We start from the raw sequence: 20,317 nt of genomic DNA on the forward strand, positions 1-20,317 counted from the left end.
TTAGAGAAATCAGAAACGATTAAACCTGCGCTAGCAGGACCGTTTTAAGAACATACTATGAAGATAGCGTACAAAATTGCACTGGCGTCGGTACTGGCGGGAGGCTCGCATGTGGTAGCAGCCCAGAACACGCAGGTATTCACTGCTAAAGACAATTATTTTCATGAAGGGCTGGAACTGTTTGACCGTGCCAAGTATGGTGCAGCGCAGGAAGCTTTCAGGAAATATATCGAACTGATTGGAGATGATGCTAGAACAGCTGATGCACAGTATTATTATGCTCTGAGCGGTTTGTACCTGCTACATCCTGATGCTGAGCAGTTGATCCTCAACTTTGCGAAGAACTATCCTGCTCACCCTAAAACTGCATTAGCTAACTATGAACTGGGCCTTTATTACTTTGAGCAGAAGGATTACAAAAAGTCTGTGGAGTATCTGCAGCTTGCCCCAACACACCTGTTAAGCATCAAGCAAAACAAAGAGCTGGAGTTTAAGCTGGGCTACTCTTACTTCGCCACAAAAGATTTTGAAAAAGCCAAGACCTATTTCGATAAGAACAAGACCAATGGCTTCCGCGAAGAAGAACACCGTTTTGCCTATGCTTCAAATTACTACTCAGGGTACATTTCGTACCGCAATGGCGACTATGCGGCTGCCAAAGAAGATCTGAAAATAGCTGAGAAGAATGAAGCTTACGCCCAGATCGTTCCTTATATGGTCACTGAAATCCTGTACAAAGAGAACGATGTATATGAAGTGATCCGGTATGGCGAAGCCGCCTTAGCACGCACCCCAAAAGTACAGCAGGCTGATGAGATTGCCCTGTTGGTAGGAGATGCTTACTACCAACGTGCCGACTATAAAATAGCTGACAAGTATTTCGACCAGTATGTGCAGGGTAAAAAGTCTCTGGACTCGGTAGTGCAATACAAAATCGGCTATACCGATTATAAGAATAACAACTATAAAGACGCTATCACAAACTTTAAAGCTGTAGCGCTTAAAAAAGATGCACTTGGCCAGAATGCGGCCTATTACTTGGGATTGAGTTACCTGCGTGAAAATAACAAGCAGTTTGCAATGACCGCTTTTGATCAGGCCCGCAAGAACAACCACGATAAAGACGTGACTCAGGCTGCGACTTTAAAATATGCGCAGGTTAACTATGAGCTTGGTAATAACCGCGAGGTGATCAATTCCCTGTCAACATTCAACAACGACTACCCTAATTCAGATCAGTTGACTGTTGTTGACGACTTGTTGAGCGAAGCCTATTTCAGCTCCAACAACTATCCGGAAGCAATTCGCCATATCGAGAATATGCCGAAGAAAAGCTGGAAGATACTCCAGACCTATCAGCGTGTTACTTACCTGCACGGTGTTAACCTGTACAACGAAGCCAAGTTTCCGGCAGCAGTTGCCATGCTAGATAAATCGTTGCAATACCCTTATGACAAGGATGTGACTGCTGCCAGCCACTTTGTGAAAGGGGAAGCTTATTCTGTTGGCCAGCGTTACCAGGATGCTATTAACTCCTACGCTGCCGTGTTCCGCAATACATCTGCCGGACAATCGGAGTATTACCTGAAAGCTCGTTATGGAATTGGTTATGCCTACTATAACACTAAACAGTACGACAAGGCGCTGCCACATTTCAAGGCTTATGTTGACGGTACAAATGCCAGCAACCCGAACCATTTTGATGCGGTGCTGCGCCTGGCCGACCTGTACTATGTGAGCAAGAACTATAACCAGGCACAGGATCTATATAATAAGGTGATTGCATCTAATTCACCGGACAAAGATTATGCTTTCTTCCAGCGTGGTGTAATTGCAGGCATTACAGGGAACAAAGCGCAGGCACAACAAAGCCTGTCTACGGTTATAAACGAGTTCCCTCGTTCTCGTTATTCTGATGATGCCCAGTACCAGGCAGCCATCCTGGAATTTGAAGCTGGTAACTATGGGCCAGCCATCTCTGGCTTTACAACCCTTATTAATTCAAACACCAACAGCAGGCTTATACCAAATGCGTTACATAAGCGCGGTCAGGCCTACGCGAACCAGGGACGTCACAATGATGCTATAGTTGATTATAAGCGTGTGCTGGATGAATACCCGACTTCTAAGATTGCAAGTGGTGCGCTGTATGGTTTGCAGGAATCATTGGCTGCGCAGAACCGTAGCGAGGAGTTTGATAGTTACCTGGCTAAATATAAGTCTAACAACCCGGAAAGCAACGCTCTAGAAAGCATTGAATTCGAGGCGGCTAAAACCTTATACTTCAACGAGAAATACGATCAGGCTGCTACTAAGCTTGAAGCATACCTTACAGCTTATCCGAAGAGTCCGTTTGTATTTGATGCCCGTTACTTCCTGGCAGATTCTTACCTGCGCAAAGGAGAGGCACAGCGTGGCTTACAACGCATGAAAGAAGTAGTAGCTGAAAATAAGTCTGAGTATGTGAACCGTGCCATCCAACGTGTGGCAGATTTAGAGTTTGAAGCAAAGAACTATACCGAAGCAATCAGATACTATACAAAATTGCGCGATGTGGCCGCTAACCGAAGAGAGCAGCAAAACGCTCTGTCTGGTTTGATGATGAGCTACTTCCTGACGAATGACTACGCAGGCAGCAAGCGCATTGCCAACGAACTGATCAGCCAGGGTAATGCAGCGCTTAATGCCTATAACACGGCCATGCTGTACCGTGGTAAGTCTACTTATGCGCAGGGAGATCTGAATCAGGCACAAAAGGAACTGCAGGAAGCTGCCAATGCAGCCAATGACGTGCATGGAGCTGAAGCACAGTATCTTGTAGCTGAAATTCTGTACAAACAGAAAAAGTATAAAGAATCTCTGGATGTGGCTTTTGCCTTCAACAACAAGTTCTCAGCACATGATTTCTGGTTGGGTAAAACGTTCCTGCTGATTGCAGATAACTATACAGCGCAGAATGAGCTATTCCAGGCAAAGGCAACCCTTAATTCAATTATTGAAGGTTCGCCGGTAGCGGAGATTGTTGAGCAGGCGAAGCAAAAGCTGGACCAGCTGAACAAAACAGGTGGCACGCAGCAAAACCAGCCACGATAAACAAACACTTTTAGACAGAGAAGCATCCATGATGAAAAATAAGATAAGAAAAGCATCGCTGGCCATTGTGTTATGTGTTGGCTACGCATTTATGAATACAGCTCAGGCGCAGAACAACGGTTGGGGTGAAGGCGCTAAGCTGGAAGATGCAGAAGTAGTAGTAGAGAAAAACCGCGTAATAGAGTTGCCGAATGCAGCTCGTAACTTTGAAAAGTTTCGTATAGAGCCACCCGCAGTAGCCGATCGTAATGTGCGGTATCGTTTCGAAGATTACCGCCTGCCTTCTCAGGACATTAACCTGCAGATGCGCGTGCTAACTATAAAGCAGGATGAGCTGAACAAATTATACGGCAACTACCTGAAGGCAGGTCTTGGCAACTATGGCACTTTCTACCTGAAAGGCTATTTCCATAACAAGCGATCAGAGACTGCATCGTATGGCGCAAATGTAAGCCATGTAAGTTCTGCACGCGGGCCGGAAGTAAAGGACCAGTCTGCGGTGGCAAACAGCAGTATTGGTGCACACGCCGAGCGTTACCTGCCAGGCTTCACGATTGGCGGCCGACTAGGTTATGAGCGTGATAAGTACCATTTTTATGGGTATGCTCCAAGCCTGATGGATGAAGTGGACAAAGACACGACCAAACAGATCTTCAACCGTATTAATGCTAATGGTTACATCCATAACCAGACATCCAATTCACCACTTTTATACAGGGCTGGCGTTAAGCTAAACTATCTCAACGACCGTTTTGATATGAGCGAGGCAAATATCGCGCTCAACCTTAACTCAGAGTATACTATAGACGAGACTTCAGGCTTCAGAGTAAATGCCGACCTGTCTTTTGTTTCTCATAAGGATTCCAGCAGTGTGTCGCGCACTTTCTTTAAGCTGAACCCGAGCTATGAACGCCAGTTTGGTGCTGCACGTATTACGATCGGTGCGAATGTGGCATACACCGGCGACGAAGTAAACGATGCCCGTCAGTTCAATATCTATCCTCAGTTCAGAATAGGAGTAGAGCCGATCAAAGATAACCTGCAGTTATACGCAGGGTTAGGTGGCGATCTTCAAAGAGTTACTTTATATGAGCTTACCAAAGAGAACCCTTGGCTGGCTCCGAACGTGCAGGTAGCAGATATCAACAAAGGCCTAGAGATATATGGTGGTTTTTCGGCTAATCTGTCGAACTATGTGCACCTTACAGGCCGTGTAGCTTACCAGAACTATCGCAATCTTTACTTCTTTAACAATTCCGCTTCCGATTCCACTAAGTTTGATCTGGTGTATGACGATGGTGTAACAAATGTTTTAAATATTTATTCAGAGGCCGTTTTTGATTATATTGATGAGGTGCGTTTAGGTTTAAAGCTTGATTATAACAAATATAACACAGCTTCCTTAGACCAGCCCTTTCACCGTCCGGAGCTGATGGCGAGCGCTTTTGCCACCTATAACTTTTACGACAAGATTCTCTTTAACTCAGAACTTTATTATATTGGGAGTTCTTTCGGGCGCATTTACAGGCCAGACGGCACTTTTGTAAACCGCGAGACCGATAATATTATTGACCTGAATTTAAAGGCGGATTATAAGTTTACAACAAACTTTACCGTATTTTTGATGGCCAATAATGTTCTTGGTAAGAAGTACGAAAGGTTTGTAAATTACCACGCTAAAAGTATTAACCTGATAGGAGGCATCACCTATTCATTTTAACGTAGCCTATGGTTGCAAAGCACATCAGAAATTTGCTCTATGACCACGATTGTGTCATTATTCCTGGCTTTGGCGGCCTGATAACCCGCTATGTGCCGGCTATAGTGCACCCGGTTAAGCATACCATTACACCGCCATCCAAAAGGGTAGCCTTTAATGAAAAGCTTATCCTGAACGATGGTTTGCTTATCAGTACCATTGCGTACCAGAACAGCATTACTGCTGCTGAAGCGCAACAAATGGTAGCTGCCTTTGTGGCCCAGGTAAATACGCAATTACGAGCCGAAAACACGTTTACTTTAAATGATATTGGCATTTTCAGGTATAACGCTGAGCAACGCCTTGTGTTCGAGTACAAGGAAACCGATAACCTGCTGGAGGCCAGCTTTGGCTTACCAGAGATTTCTGCCAGGCCGGTAAGGCATGAAGAATCTGCTGTACTGAGAACACTGCAGAAGAATCGCGAGCAGGAGCAACAGTTACAGGGCAATAAGTTTAAGCGCCGCCTGCGCCGAGTATACAATACGGCTGCAGCGCTGGTCATTGCAGGTCTTACCGGTTCGGCTTTGTACTTATTGTCTATCCAGACAGACTATAATCTGAGCAGCCTTAACCCGATTGCTCATTTTACAGCAGCAGAGAAGCAATCTATAGTTGCAGATTATACAACTGACTTTACACCAGTATCCGAAGAAGAGCGATTAGAAGCATATCAGGCAATATTACCAGCTGCCGGAATTATTACCACAATAGAAGGTGAGCATTTAGCTGTAGCTTCTGATATTGATGCAGAAGGCTGGGATGATAATGCAGGCTTAGCTTTAACTACTGAAGCGGAAGGTGATGTAAATCAGGAAACTATAGTTGAAGAGGGGGCGCCTGCTCTTACAGTTTCAGAAAAAACCGGCCGTTTCTATATCATTACGGGTGGGTATGCACGTTTAGCGAATGCAGAAGTTAGCCGTGAAGCGGTAAGAGCCAACGGCCATGATGGAAAAGTGCTTACACCACTAAAAGGAAGTCGCCTTTTCCGCGTTTCGGTTGCTGATTTTGCAACTGCAAACGAAGCACAAACTGCTATGAACGAATACAGAAAAACATACGGAAATTCACTCTGGGTACTTAATAACTAATATGACGTCTCTCTTATTACAAATTACAACCGGTGCACCTGCCGACACTACAACAATTGCTGAAGGTACACAATCTGCTGCTGAAGCATCTGTTTCATTAATCGATCTTGCATTAGCAGGAGGCTGGGCCATGTATCCGTTGGCTTTACTTTCGTTGGCTGCCGTTTACATCTTTGTTGAACGTTACCTGACGCTGAAGAAAGCAGCTAAAAATCCGGAAGGCTTTAACGACCGCATTAAAAGCATGGTACTTGCCGGCGATATTAACGGTGCTAAAATGCTTTGTGCCCAAACAAACACGCCTGTTGCCAGAATGCTGTCTAAAGGTATCAGCCGCATAGGTAACCCGCTGAAGAACATAGAGACTTCTATCGAGAACGTTGGTAAGATCGAGATCAGCCGCCTGGAGCGTAACCTGGCAGGCTTGGCAACTGTAGCAGGTGCTGCACCTATGCTTGGCTTCCTTGGTACAGTAACCGGTATGATACAGGCTTTCATCGCGATCGCTCAGGCAGAAGGTTCTATCAGCCCGAAACTGCTTTCAGGTGGTATTTACGAGGCGATGGTGACGACTGCTACAGGTCTGATTATTGGCCTTCCGGCTTATGTAGGCTACAACTACCTGACAACAAAAATTGATAACATTGTACACTCAATGGAGTACTCAGCTATTGAGTTCCTTGACCTGTTACAAGAACCACAACTATAAGCATGAACCTACGCTCTAAAAACAAGATAAGTGCCGAGTTTAGCATGTCGTCTATGACTGACATCATTTTCCTGCTGCTTATCTTCTTTATGCTTACATCTAACCTGGTTACACCAGCAGGTCTACCGGTTAGTCTTCCTTCCAGCAAGGCGTCTAATACTGTACTACAGAAGATCAGTGTAACCATAACCTCAGATTTAAGATACGCCTTAAACGATCGAACTATAGCAATTGAGGATCTTGAACCACAATTGGCAGCACTTTTGCAAGGAACTAAGGAAGGTGAAGGTGTCGTTGTATTGCATGTAGATAAATCAGTGCCTGTTGAGCATCTTGCCAGAGTAGCTGGTATTGCATCTAGCCTGAACGCAAAAGTGACGCTGGCAACTTTACCCAGCGAATAAGTATAAATGAAACTATGTCGTCAATAGCCTTAACAAGAGAAGAAGAAAAGAATAAACGTATTGCTGCTGGTATAAGTATAGCAGTACATATTATTCTGCTTTTGCTTTTGATATATGTAATAGCCTGGCGTGCACCTGGCCCGCCTGCCGAAGAATTAGGCATTGAACTGAACTATGGTCTGGATGATGTGGGCAGTGGTAAAGTACAGACGATGGCTACGCCAAATGAGTCTAAGAACGTAGAGGACAGTAAGCCTGCACCTACGCAACCGGATGTGAAGCCTGAGCCTAAGCCTACGGTACAGCCAACGCCGCCAAAGCCAACTGAAACGCCAAAAGTGCAGACCACTACTGCTGATGCACCTGTAGCTGTAAAAGAGGAGGTTAAACCAGAGCCAAAGCCGCAGCCTAAAGAGGAACCGGTAAAAGAGCCTGAGAAACCAAAGGCACTTTATCCTGGTAAGACTTCGACCACAACAGGCACAGGCAAGAGCGGAACATCTAACGAAACTACAGGAAATAACAACGGAGATAATCCAGGCACAGTAGGCGATAAAGGAGATCCGAAAGGTTCGTTAAATGCTGAAGCGCTTTATGGAAAAGCCGGAGGCGGTGCAGGAGGTTCATTAAACATGGCCGGATGGGGCTGGGGCGATATTCCAAGACCTCGCGATAATTCCAGTGAAACTGGTAAAGTGGTTATCAGAATCAAGATCAGTCCGGATGGCGTAGTAGAAAGTGCTACGGTGCATGAATCAACGGTTTCGCCGCAGGTAGCTGAAATTTACCGCATGGAAGTTTTCAAGAAAGCGACGTTCGTGCGCCTTGGTGGCAACACTGATCAGAACAAAGGAGCCACGGGCTTTATAACGTATACAATCAGAACCAGATAGCCTTTTAAATGAACTATCAGGAAGTATTAGATTACCTATACCAGCAATTGCCGATGTTTCAACGCATCGGCAATGCTGCTTTTAAGAAGAGCCTGGACAACATCATCGCGCTCTGCGATGCCATGGGCAACCCCCAGCAAAACTATAAAACCATACACGTAGCAGGTACCAATGGCAAGGGAAGCAGTTCGCATATGCTGGCTGCCGTGCTACAGGAGGCTGGTTACAAAACGGGACTCTACACATCGCCGCATTTAAAATCTTTTACTGAACGTGTCCGCATTAATGGCACGGAGTTGCCACAGCAGTATCTCATTGATTTTGTAGAGAACTATAAGCCACTGTTTGAAAAAGTGCAGCCCTCGTTTTTTGAGATGACGGTTGCACTAGCTTTTAAATATTTTGCAGATGAACAGGTTGATGTGGCTGTAATTGAAGTTGGCTTGGGCGGCAGGCTGGATTCTACTAACATCATTACACCCGAAGCCTCACTAATCACGAACATTGGTTTCGATCACCAGGCTTTGCTTGGTAATACATTAGAAGAAATTGCTGCTGAGAAAGCCGGAATCATTAAACCTGGTATTCCTGCAACTATAAGCTTGAAGCAGCCCGAAACTACAGCTGTATTTACTGCAAAGGCTGAAGAAGTAAATGCTCCTTTATTCTTTGCATCTGATACTTATAGTGTAGAACTCAAAAGCTATAGTTTGGAACAGCAGGTTGTTGATGTTTACCGGAATGGTGAACTGTACCTGCATGGTTTAAAACTAGACCTTACCGGTATTTACCAGCGTTATAACCTGCCAGGCGTGCTGCAAACTATAGATGTGCTTCTGAATCGTGAGTTTAAGATTACGGAGCAGGCTATCCGTAACGGACTGGAAAACACTAAAGTGCTCACAGGACTAAAAGGCAGGTGGCAGGTACTCAACTATAGCCCTTTAACTATCTGTGATACCGGCCATAACGTGGATGGAATTAATCAGATACTTGCACAGTTACATAGCCTGCAGCCTAAGCAGGTGCACTTTGTTTTCGGTGCGGTAAACGATAAAGATGTTACCACTATACTGGAGCTGTTGCCAAAGAACTATAGCTACTATTTCTGCCAGGCTGATATTCCGAGAGCGCTGCCTGTAGCAGAGTTATCGCAGAAAGCAGAAAAAGTAGGCTTACGTGGTACAAGCTATAGTTCTGTAGCGGATGCAGTAAAGGCAGCCAAAGAAAATGCGGCACCTGATGAGATAATATTTATTGGCGGCAGTACCTTTGTGGTGGCAGAGATTGAAGAACTATAAAGAATGGGAAGATCTAAATTAGAGAAATTTGCAACTATAGCTGAGCGCGACAATGTAGTGCAGGATGGTAATGAGAAGTATGGTCAGCTAAAGGGCAAGTGGCGTTCAGAGCAGTTTGGTAATAATAATCCAATTGTGCTGGAAATAGGTTGCGGTCGTGGTGAATATACGGTTGGTATGGCCCGGCTACATCCTGAGAAAAACTATATCGGCGTGGATATTAAAGGGAATCGCATCTGGAAAGGTAGTACGCTGGCCGTTGAGGAAGGGCTGGAAAACGTTGCCTTTCTGCGTACGTTCATCGAAACGATAACCGACCATTTTGCTGAAGGTGAAATTGACGAAATCTGGATTACTTTCCCGGACCCGCGCCCGAAAGACCGCGACATAAAGCGCAGGCTTACATCGCCGCGTTTCCAGGAGCTTTATAGTTATCTGTTAAAGCATGATGGCATTATCCACCTGAAAACCGACAACGGTCCGTTATTCGACTACACGCTGGAGGTGCTTCAGGAAAGAAAGATAAAGCACCTGGTTTCAACCCACGACCTTTACAATTCCGACCTGCAGGAGCACACCATGGGCATCTATACAACATACGAAAAACGCTACCTTGCTGAAGGAATCGCAATTAAGTACCTGCAGTACAAGCCAGTGAAGGAAAGTTAGAAAGTTGAGAAGTTTGGAAGTTAGAAAGGTATTTTAGAAGTACATAACTTTTAAGTTTTGAATATATCTCAGACAAAAGCCCGCTGATCTTTACTTCAGCGGGCTTTTGTTTTTTTATCTGTTAACTATAGTTTAGGCAACAGGATTATAGTTGAGGCATATCCCGCATATTAAAACCATAGTTAACTTTTTAACTTCCAAACTTTCTAACTTTCTAACTTTCTAACTCCTCAAAAATGTCCTGGAATTCGTCGAAGTTTTTGTAGCCTGGTCTGATTTCTTCTCCGCCTTGTAGTCCGATACCAGTTGGCTTTACCTTGTTAAGGATGTGGCTAACGTTTTCTTTGTGTAGACCAAAACCCAGGTACACGTTATGCTTTTTGGCTACTTCTTTCAGCAGCTTTTCGTTGGTGTCGTCTATTGTCTTGAAGTCGCTTGAGTAGATAATAAAGCTATCTACATAAGGACTATAGAGGTCCATCATTTCGAGCAGCTCACTCACTACTGTGTCTTTGTTGATGAATACTTTCTGAATCACCGGGCGGTTGATCTCTTCTATCTCGTCGATCAGGTAAGGAGTATCCAGCTGGATCATGTCCAGGTTAAACTCTTCGGCTAGTTCATTTATGATATCCGGTTTGGCACGTTCAAATTCGCCAGCCAGTTTTACGCCAGATACCCAGCCTGTAATTTCTTTTAAAGTGTGTGGCTGCACCCGGTTCGGGTCGTCCAGTTTCAGGTTAAAGCCAATTACATCCACGCCCATGCCGGCACAATACCGTGCATCGCTCAGGTTATTTACTCCGTTAACTATTACTGAGGTACGTAAGCCCATTTTATCTTTATCTTAAACTATAAATATAAATCTCTGTTATTCTTTCAATTGCCAAAGTAAGCCCTAATACGGGTTCGATGCCAGATTTTTCTATTCTTTTTTATCCTGTTTTTCAGGATACTATAGTTGCAACCGGCCAATATTCGATGTGCTGAAATCTTTATTAGTGCCAGGTTGTTGCTATATTTGTAACAAAATTATATAAACGTAGCATTTTAGTACCTTACATACATGAGTAAATTAGGAAGGGTTTTGGTTGCCATGAGCGGAGGTATCGATAGTTCGGTTGCAGCAGTACTGTTACACGAGCAAGGATACGAAGTGGTTGGTATGACCATGAAAACCTGGGATTATGCCTCAAGTGGTGGCAGCAAAAAAGAAACCGGTTGCTGCTCCCTGGATTCGATAAACGACGCCCGTAACATAGCTGTACAGCTTGGCTTTCCGCACTATATCATTGATATCCGTGAGGAGTTCGGCGATTTTGTGATCAACCATTTTACAGATGAATACATGGCCGGCCGTACGCCAAACCCGTGCGTGCTGTGTAACACACATATTAAATGGGATGCCTTGCTGCGCCGTGCCGACCAACTGGGTTGCGACTTTATTGCTACCGGCCACTATGCGCAGGTGCGCGAAGAAAACGGACGCTATGTGATCTCGAAAGGCCTGGATGAAAACAAAGACCAGTCTTATGCTCTGTGGGGAATCTCGCAGAAAAGCTTGGCGCGTACTATTTTCCCGTTAGGTAACCTGCGTAAAACAGAGATTCGTCAAATGGCAATGGACCGCGGTTTTACAGAACTGGTAAACAAGCCTGAGTCTTACGAGATCTGCTTTATACCGGATAACGATTACCGTGGCTTTCTGAAGCGCCGCATTGAGGGCTTGGAAGAGCAGGTTGCCGGTGGTGAGTTTGTGCTGGAAGACGGCACTGTGGTAGGCACGCATGAAGGCTATCCATTCTATACTATCGGCCAGCGTAAAGGCTTAGGTGTAGCGCTGGGTTTCCCGGTGTATGTTACCCGCATTGAGAAAGATGCGAACCGTGTAGTGCTGGGTAATTTTGAAGACCTGGCTAAAAACGCAATGACAGTAGGCAAACTGAACATGGTTAAGTATGAGAACCTGATTGGCCAGCCAATACCAACTATAACCAAAGTGCGTTATAACGATTCTGGCACAGAAGCTATAGTTGAGCAGGAAGGCGATAAAATGAAAGTACACTTTTTACATGGTGTGCACGCCATTGCGCCTGGCCAGGCTGCCGTATTTTATGAAGGAAATGATGTAGTTGGTGGTGGCTGGATCGAAACAAACTATAACCTGGACTATACTTTAGACGTTCTGCCATCATGATAAAAAAGTTGCTCTGTTGGTGTGTATTAGCTTTTGTTGCAATCAGTTGCGAAGAAAGCTTTGTTACACCGGATCCGGAAGCCCGCGGGTTAAACTATTACCCCCTAAAAGTAGGGCAGTATCGGATTTACGATGTAACAGATATACACTACCAGAACAACGTGGCGACTAAAGAGCGTTTCCAGATGCGGGAGTGGGTTGCAGATTCTTTCCTGGACCAGACCAACGCCCTTACCTATAAAATCATCCGTTCCATTCGACCTGATGCCCAGGCTGAATGGCTGGATGATTCCGTTATGACTGTTACCAAAGATCATAACCGTGTTATCCTTACAAAGGACAACACCCGTTATGTGAAAATGGTATTTCCGGTTAAAGAGGGTAATACCTGGGAACCTGATGTTTATAATACCCGCAAACTGGGTAATGGAAAGCGTGAACAAGCGAAGTTTGCATTTGTTGGACAGACTTATCCTCTAAATAATGCTGTTTATGACAATACAGTAATGATTACTTTCGGTGAGCCTCCATTACTTGAAACTAAAATTGACCAACGAGAAGAAGTTTATGCCTGGAATGTAGGTCGTATTTATAGATTATTTGATCGTAAAGAGCTCGAAGAATGTCTCATGAATTGTGATCCTGAAAAGCCATTTATTCTTGACGGTCATAAGCGTACTGAAGTATTAATAGAACACGGTAAACTATAGGCTTATGCAAAGGTTGTTTCTGTTTTTGCTGCTTGTAATTGCGTCTGCAACTGCGGTTGCACAGACAACGGAAACGCCCCGCAAATACCTGATCTACCTTAACGATAAAGCCGGCACGCCATACAGTATACAACAACCTGAGCAGTTTTTAAGTGCTAAATCCATTGCCCGCCGCACAAGGCAGCAAATTTCAGTCACTACCCGCGATCTTCCTGTTAACCCAGCTTACGTGCAGAATATAAAAGCAACCGGCGCTTTAGTTTGGTACACATCCCGTTGGTTTAATGCAGTGGTTGTACAGGCCACAGAGGCTCAGCTAGAGCAGATAAATAACCTCAACATTGTGAAGCAATCCCGTTCACTTAACCGTGTAGCCGGATCATCTGCAGAGCTTACCTATTCCACTCCCGATTCAGACACAACTGCTGTAACCAGTAAATCGTCTGTTCAAGCACTCAATAACATGTATGGCCGGGCTTTTCATCAGGCTGATATGCTAGGCGTGACAGAGCTGCATGCTGCTGGTTTTCGGGGTGAAGGGATGACCATTGCCGTACTTGATGCAGGCTTCCTTGCAGTAAATATTATTGCTGCTTTCTCTCACCTGTACCAAAACAATCAGTTAAGGGGCACCTTCGATTTTGTTACCAAAAAGCAGGATGTTTATACGGCTAGTTCTCATGGTACAGCGGTGCTCTCTACTATGGCTGCGTATGAACCAGGTTTTATGATCGGAACTGCTTATAAAGCGAATTACCTCTTGCTACGTACCGAAGATGCCGCCTCTGAACATAACATAGAAGAAGTTAACTGGCTTATTGCTGCCGAGTATGCTGATAGTGCCGGAGCAGATGTTCTGAACTCTTCGCTGGGTTATTCTTCTTTCGATCCGCCATCGCAAAGCTATAGTTATGAGCAGATGGATGGGAATACAACTATAGTTACTAAAGCAGCTGATTTTGCTGCTGCTACCGGAATGCTCGTTGTTACAAGTGCCGGAAACGAAGGCAACAAAGCCTGGCAACATATTACAGCTCCTGCCGATGCCGATTCTGTGTTGGCTGTTGGTGCAGTAGATTCGCTTACAAATATTGCTTCATTCAGCTCACGGGGACCTGCATCCGACGGTCGTGTAAAACCTGATGTGGTAGCGCTGGGGCAAAATACCTATGTGTTGAACACTGCAGGCAATCTAGTCAGAAGCAACGGAACCTCATTTTCAGGTCCGATTATGGCTGGCTTTGCCACAATACTCTGGCAGGGCTATAATTCTAAAACTAACCTGGAGTTGATCCAGTTTATCCGGCAGTCCGGCGACAGGGCCAGTGCCCCGGATAATATTTACGGCTATGGTATTCCGAGCTATAAACGGGTAGTTACTGGTTTACCTAATTTATTTGCCAATGATGGGGTTCAGGTTGTAAATCCGGTAGCTGGTAACGAACTGGTGTTGCTGTTATCAGAACTATGGCATGGCCAGAAAGCGGAAGTCCAGTTGCTGGACGCAACTGGAAAAGCATTAAAAACCTACTCCATACAAGTAACTGCTGACAGGCAAACTATAGATCTGCAGCCGCTGGCATTGCAGAAAGGTATGTACCTGTGCAAAGTCCGTTCGGGTAAACAGGTTGCTACCATTCGTTTTGTAAAACTATAAAGTGCTGCTCCTGGGTAATAGCCCTGAAGTATGCTTTTTCAACTTCTATATAATTCAATACCTTTGCCGGCATGAGACCACTAATTGCCCCTTCCGTACTAGCTTCAGATTTTGCTAACCTGCAGTCCGAAGTAGAAATGCTAAATAAAAGCCAGGCAGACTGGCTGCACATTGATATTATGGACGGCCGTTTTGTGCCGAACATTTCCTTTGGCTTCCCGGTGATGGAATCCATTAAAAAGCATGCGCAGAAGCCGATGGATGTGCACCTGATGATTGTAGAGCCTGAGCTTTACATTGAGCGATTCCGCGAGGCAGGAGCTGAGGTTATTTCGGTACACATAGAAGCCTGTAACCACCTGCACCGCACTATACAGCAGATAAAAGCAACCGGAGCAAAAGCCGGCGTTGCTGTTAACCCGCATACATCTGTAAGGCTGCTCGAAGATATTATCGCTGACCTGGACCTGGTTTGCCTGATGTCAGTGAATCCTGGCTTCGGCGGTCAGAAGTTTATTGAAAACACGTACCGAAAGACCGAAACATTAAAAAATCTGATTATACAGCATAATTCTCAGGCACTTATCGAAATTGATGGTGGAGTTAACCAACAGAATGCGCCAAAACTCGTTGAAAGCGGTGCTGATGTACTAGTAGCCGGTAGCTTTGTGTTTTCTGCTGCTGATCCTATTACCACCATCGCAGATCTGAAGAACTTATCTAAATAATTAGTCGCCCTGATGCTGAAATATCTGACGGTATGGTGTATGCTGCTTTTGCCGCTGTGTGTTTTAGCTCAAGAGGGAACTATAAAAGGTACTGTCAGCACCCCGGATAAGCTGCCGCTGGAGCTGGCAACTATAGGTGTTAAAGGAACTACCCTTGGTACAAAAACCAATGCCAACGGTGAATTTAGCTTACGGGTTCCGGCAGGTAAGCCACTAGAGTTGCACATCCGGTACCTGGGTTATAAAGAGCTGATACAAAAGGTACAGGTGCCATATGGGCAAACTATAGCTTTAAGTATTGTGCTTGAGCCTGACCCAAAGCAGTTGAACACAGTGCAGGTACATGGCAAACGCGATGACGATACCCGGGAACAAGTAAGTACAACTAAACTCGACCCGCGTGAGATCCGCAACCTGCCATCAGCTTATGGTGACTTCAACAAAATTCTTGTAACACTTCCAGGCGTTAGCAGCAATAACGAGCTGTCGAGCACTTATTCAGTCCGTGGCGGTAACTTTGATGAGAACCTGGTTTATGTTAACGGGATCGAAATCTACCGGCCTTTCCTCATCAGCAATGCGCAGCAGGAGGGACTCAGCTTTGTAAACCCGGATTTGGTTGAGAACATTGAGTTTTCTTCTGGAGGTTGGCAGCCGAAGTATGGCGATAAGCTGTCGTCGGTGTTAAGCATTGCCTATAAACGACCTACCGAATTTGCTGCCTCCGTTACAGGCGGATTGACAGGCGGCTCAATACATTTAGAGAATGCGTCCCGAAACAAACGCATATCTTACTTATTTGGTGTACGGCATAAGAATGGACAGTATATGCTGCAGAGCCTGCAAACAGATGGCGAATACAGGCCCCGTTTCAGCGATGCGCAGGCGCTCGTTAATCTGGACCTGACCAAAGGAGCAGAGCCAACTGGTAAAACGATGCTTAGCATTCTTACCAGCTACGCCAACAACGACTACCTGGTTATTCCGGAATCAAGAGTTACAACGTTTGGTACACGCCAGGTACCGCTCCGCCTTTATGTCGGCTTTGATGGTCGTGAGAAAATGACCTATAACACGTACCAGGCCGGCATTAACCTATCCCATCAGTTTACAACAAACTATACCTCCGAGCTTATAGTTTCCGGGGTGGAGTCGAGGGAGCGGGAGTTCCGCGATCTGGAAGCCGGCTACCGTATCTGCGAAATGGACAACACCGGTAACTTTGAGGAGTGCCAGATGGTGCTGGGTGTTGGCAGCGAATTTAACCACGCCCGGAATGCATTGTTGGCCCGTATTTTTACTGCTGAAACCCGAAATACCTGGCAACTGAATCAGCATAACCAGCTACTGTTCGGATTAAAGGTTGGTTTGGAAAAGATACAGGATAAGCTGGAAGAGTATGGTTTTACCGATTCAGCTGATTATGTGTCGCAGACCTATTTTCTGGATGCAGGCCTAAACCTGAACACGATCCGTTATAATGCTTATCTGCAGCATACTATAAACCTGGACACGCTAAAAACCCTGACCTATGGTATTCGTGCAAGCTATTGGGATCTGAACCGTGAGTGGCTCATTTCACCGCGTATTCAATATTCCTTCATTACCCGCCATAATCCTGATCTCTCATTTAAAGCAGCGCTCGGCGTATATTACCAGCCACCTTTCTACCGCGAGCTCCGCGATTTTGACGGTAACCTGAATCCGGACCTGAAAGCACAGCGATCTGTACATGCTATAGTTGGCAGCGATTACCTGTTTAAGGCCTGGGAACGTGATTTTAAGCTGACAACCGAACTGTACTATAAACACCTGACCAATGTAGTGCCTTATGACATCGACAATGTAAGGCTGCGCTATTATGCGCATAACAACGCCAAGGCCTATGCAGCTGGATTTGACGTGCGTGTGAATGGTGAATTTATAAAAGGAGCGGAATCATGGCTGAGCCTTGGACTGATGACAACCCGCGAAGATGTAGCCGGTGACTCTGTAACAGTATTTAATCCGGCAGGGCAGGAGACAGGCAGAGAGGCACAGGGGTATATCCGCAGACCTTCAGACCAGATCGTGAATGTTGGAATCTTTTTTCAGGACCACCTCCCTGATAACCCAACTATAAGAATGTACCTGAACCTGGTGTACGGCAGCGGTTTACCGTTTGGGCCGCCACGTCAGCCAGAGTTCCGTAATTCTTTTTCGGGCAAATCTTACAAACGCATCGACATTGGTTTTTCAAAAGTATTGATTCTGGAGAATGAGCTTGTGCAGCGAAACAAGTTTGCGTTGGAAAGTCTTTGGATAGGGCTGGAAGTACTTAATATTATCGATGCAAACAACAGAGTATCTTATACTTATGTTAAAGATTTAAATAACATAACATATGCTGTGCCGAACTACCTGACAGGCCGCCGATTAAATCTGCGTTTCGTAGCTAAGTTCTAACCTATAGTTAAAAAAAGAGCCCCGAAGTAGAGGCTCTCAACTATAAACTATAGTTCTTACATTTTACGCTTTTTCCAGGCGCTGTGTGCGTTTTCAATATCACGGGCATACGTCTGATACGACTCCGGTTCCTGCTGCCCTAATTTAATAGCCTTTGCTGTCAGATCGGCTGCAACACCATATTCACGGTTTAGAGCGTATAGTTTGGCTTTCACCCAGTTATTAAAAAATGTCTCCTTAATAGCGATTGATTTATTAATGATCTCCAGGGCACGCTGATGAAGCTCTTTTCGGGAGATCATATAATCAGCACACTGCGCCCAGATGTACCAGTCATCAGGGGCGGCTTTGGAAAGCGCATCTTCAATATTTGCCAGTGCTTTCCTTTCTATTTCTGTTTCGATGCGTAGCGAGATCTGTGTATTTTCCCAGGTCAGGTTCAGATAGCCCGTATTTGTGCCGATTTCGGAGAAACTAAACTGTAATGTTTCGTGGAACGGTACTTTTTTCGGCGTTACACGCAAATAAGCTACGTCCTTCAACTCGTCATATCCTTCGAGGCCCCATAAAGTAGTATCGCGGTTCAACACTACGTTCCACACGCTGTCGCTCTCCGGTAGAATAAAAAATGAGTATGTACCTGCTGGCACCCGCTCGTGGTTCAGGAATAGTTCGTCTGTAAAAGTGATGAGTGTAGCATCGTTAGCGCCTGCACGCCATAGTTTGCCGAAAGGAACAAGCCCGCCAAAAACTTTACGGCCTTTTACGCCAGGTGCATGATAATGTACTGAAACATCTGTAAGCCCTATAGTTTGCTTTACAAAGGACTCAGGGCTGGCCTGCGGAAGTTTAACCTGGGCACTAGCTCTAGTACCAGAAGTCAAAATAAGAAAAAGAAACAGTAGTCTAAACAGGTACTTATTCATCAGATAAATTCTATTTGCGTTTTAGGTACGGGTTTAAATCCTCCCGAAAAAACCTTGCCAGTTCTCTCTCAACTAGAACAAATGCAAAGATATAAAATTTAAGTCTAAGTTAACTTTCATAATAGTTCGAAGTGTGCTATAGATAACGCTTATAGTTGGTACATATATGCTCCACTCTAATAATAAATCCATTGGCATAACATAACATCGCGTCTACATTATTTTATGTTGGTTATAGAACTAATACAACTTTTTATACATTAATTTGTATAAGTCTTAAATAAAGCTAAAATAATCTAATAAATATTTAATTGATTAAGTTTTGATAACTACTGATGGTGGTTCATCAACTTAAACTTGCCTGGTAAAGCTGTTTCGCTTGACCATTACAGGTGAGTTATGCCCTTTTGTTGCGCCACAGTTAGATGTCGCGAGTTAATGTAGAGTCAGTTTTATAAAAAAAATAACCCTAGTAGTATGTATGTGAAAAATTTACTCAAGAAATCATCTAAATGGCGTGTCCTGTATCTTATCACGTTAATTAGTACACTCACTTTTGTTGGCGTAAGCGCCTTCAATAATTATCAGCCAACTGTAATGTCTGATAAGGATGATTATGCACCTGGGGAGATAGCCATCATAACTGGCTATGGATGGACACAAGATAGTTTAGTTGATGTCCACTTTGAAGAAGAACCAGCCCATGATCATCATCATGGCTATCATGATACAAAAGTTAATCCAGATGGCTCATGGAAAATTGAGTTTCCTATAGAAGATCGGCACTTGGGTGTCGCTTTTACGGTAATAGTTAATGGCAAACAAAGTGGTGCAGAAGCCAGAACATATTTTACTGATGCGCCAACATTAGCTTCAATTTCACCTACAAGTGGTCCAACAACAGGTGGTACTTTAGTTACTTTAACAGGATCAGGTTATGTAAGTTCTGCCTCATCTATTACTGTTAAATTTGGAAATTTATCAGTAACAGGTACGCGTATAAATAATAATACTGTAACAGCAATTGCTCCCGCACAATCAGCAGGTACTTTAGACGTTTCAATAACAGTTGTTGCACCCGGTGGCGGTAACTCTGGTACTGCAACATTAGCGAATGCTTATACTTATAATGCTCCTTGCACTACCCCAGACAAACCAACTATAACTGCTCAATCTGGAACAACGGCATGTCCAGGAAGTACAGTTACTTTAACATCTTCTGCCTCTTCCGGAAACCAGTGGTATCGAAACGGGAATATAATATCTGGAGCAACAAGCCAGTCATTTACAGCAAATGAGAGTGGCTCTTACACAGTTATTGTATCAGCAAACGGATGCTCATCATCTGCTTCTGAGCCCACTGTTGTAACTATAGAAGACGTAACAGCTCCTGATACACCAACTATAGCTGCCGCCACAGGGGAATGTTCAGTAACTGTAACTGCTCCAACTACAACTGACAACTGTGCCAGCATAGTAACGGGAACAACATCAAACCCAACAGAATATACTACTCAGGGTACTTACACTATCTCCTGGACTTTCAGCGACGGCAATGGTAATTCTACAACTGCTACCCAACAGGTTATAGTGAAGGATGAAATTGCGCCGGTGATCGCCGCTACCGAGCCCGTGACGGCCAACACCGATGCCGGCGCTTGTAGCGCCCGCGTGGAGATCAGCGCTCCTGAGGCCAGCGACAACTGCGCTGTTGGCACGCCAACGGGCACTC

The 20,317-nt window shown here is 44.8% G+C and carries 16 protein-coding genes; 14 read left to right on the plus strand and 2 right to left on the minus strand.

The features are described 5' to 3' along the window. Positions 1–57: 57 nt before the first annotated feature. From GXP69_RS09545 to trmB, 8 genes are read left to right on the plus strand one after another with little or no spacing between them, the layout of a single operon-like run. Positions 58–3,093 (plus strand): tetratricopeptide repeat protein, encoded by a 3,036-nt coding sequence (locus tag GXP69_RS09545; RefSeq protein WP_163914733.1) that lies wholly within the window; start codon positions 58–60, stop codon positions 3,091–3,093. Continuing rightward, positions 3,065–4,813: a TonB-dependent receptor gene (locus GXP69_RS09550; RefSeq protein WP_317164577.1), complete on the plus strand. Its 1,749-nt coding sequence runs from the start codon at positions 3,065–3,067 to the stop codon at positions 4,811–4,813. The genes GXP69_RS09545 and GXP69_RS09550 overlap by 29 nt, the downstream gene beginning before the upstream one ends. 8 nt (positions 4,814–4,821) lie before the next feature. After that, entirely contained in the window at positions 4,822–5,946 is a 1,125-nt protein-coding gene (locus GXP69_RS09555) for an HU domain-containing protein (protein WP_163914734.1), read from the plus strand. Position 5,947: 1 nt separating this feature from the next. Next, positions 5,948–6,655 (plus strand): MotA/TolQ/ExbB proton channel family protein, encoded by a 708-nt coding sequence (locus tag GXP69_RS09560; protein WP_163914735.1) that lies wholly within the window; start codon positions 5,948–5,950, stop codon positions 6,653–6,655. A 2-nt stretch (positions 6,656–6,657) separates the two neighbouring features. Beyond that, entirely contained in the window at positions 6,658–7,059 is a 402-nt protein-coding gene (locus tag GXP69_RS09565) for an ExbD/TolR family protein (protein ID WP_163914736.1), read from the plus strand. 14 nt (positions 7,060–7,073) lie between these two features. Then, a complete protein-coding gene (locus GXP69_RS09570) occupies positions 7,074–7,952 on the plus strand; it encodes a hypothetical protein (RefSeq protein WP_163914738.1) in 879 nt (292 codons plus the stop codon). An 8-nt stretch (positions 7,953–7,960) separates the two neighbouring features. Beyond that, positions 7,961–9,253, plus strand: a complete 1,293-nt coding sequence (locus GXP69_RS09575) for a bifunctional folylpolyglutamate synthase/dihydrofolate synthase (protein ID WP_163914740.1) — start codon at positions 7,961–7,963, stop codon at positions 9,251–9,253. 3 nt (positions 9,254–9,256) lie between these two features. Next, positions 9,257–9,922: a tRNA (guanosine(46)-N7)-methyltransferase TrmB gene (gene trmB, locus GXP69_RS09580; protein ID WP_163914741.1), complete on the plus strand. Its 666-nt coding sequence runs from the start codon at positions 9,257–9,259 to the stop codon at positions 9,920–9,922. Between the two features lie 214 nt (positions 9,923–10,136). Here trmB and trpF read toward each other — a convergent pair whose 3' ends face one another. Further along, positions 10,137–10,757, minus strand: a complete 621-nt coding sequence (gene trpF, locus GXP69_RS09585) for a phosphoribosylanthranilate isomerase (RefSeq protein ID WP_163914743.1) — start codon at positions 10,755–10,757, stop codon at positions 10,137–10,139. 231 nt (positions 10,758–10,988) lie between these two features. Between trpF and mnmA the strand changes: the two genes are divergently transcribed. From mnmA to GXP69_RS09610, 5 genes are all read left to right on the plus strand, one after another. After that, entirely contained in the window at positions 10,989–12,119 is a 1,131-nt protein-coding gene (gene mnmA / locus GXP69_RS09590) for a tRNA 2-thiouridine(34) synthase MnmA (RefSeq protein ID WP_163914745.1), read from the plus strand. Positions 12,120–12,127: 8 nt separating this feature from the next. Further along, positions 12,128–12,829 (plus strand): hypothetical protein, encoded by a 702-nt coding sequence (locus tag GXP69_RS09595; protein ID WP_163914747.1) that lies wholly within the window; start codon positions 12,128–12,130, stop codon positions 12,827–12,829. Between the two features lie 4 nt (positions 12,830–12,833). After that, positions 12,834–14,486, plus strand: a complete 1,653-nt coding sequence (locus tag GXP69_RS09600; RefSeq protein WP_163914749.1) for a S8 family serine peptidase — start codon at positions 12,834–12,836, stop codon at positions 14,484–14,486. A gap of 71 nt (positions 14,487–14,557) precedes the next feature. Further along, positions 14,558–15,214, plus strand: coding sequence for a ribulose-phosphate 3-epimerase (gene rpe / locus GXP69_RS09605; RefSeq protein WP_163914752.1), 657 nt, complete (start codon positions 14,558–14,560; stop codon positions 15,212–15,214). Positions 15,215–15,226: 12 nt separating this feature from the next. Next, complete coding sequence (locus GXP69_RS09610) at positions 15,227–17,659, plus strand: TonB-dependent receptor (RefSeq protein ID WP_163914754.1); 2,433 nt, start codon at positions 15,227–15,229, stop codon at positions 17,657–17,659. A 56-nt stretch (positions 17,660–17,715) separates the two neighbouring features. On the opposite strand, the gene GXP69_RS09615 is transcribed toward GXP69_RS09610, so the two are convergent. Further along, positions 17,716–18,543 carry a DUF2911 domain-containing protein gene (locus GXP69_RS09615; RefSeq protein WP_235925643.1) on the minus strand — a complete coding sequence of 276 codons (828 nt, stop codon included), beginning with the start codon at positions 18,541–18,543 and terminating at the stop codon, positions 17,716–17,718. Between the two features lie 525 nt (positions 18,544–19,068). Between GXP69_RS09615 and GXP69_RS09620 the strand changes: the two genes are divergently transcribed. Further along, positions 19,069–20,317 (plus strand): IPT/TIG domain-containing protein (locus GXP69_RS09620; RefSeq protein ID WP_204281970.1); only part of this gene is annotated, 1,249 nt, incomplete at its 3' end.

The organism is Pontibacter burrus, from assembly GCF_010686685.1.
GTDB classification, from domain to species: Bacteria; Bacteroidota; Bacteroidia; order Cytophagales; family Hymenobacteraceae; genus Pontibacter; species Pontibacter burrus.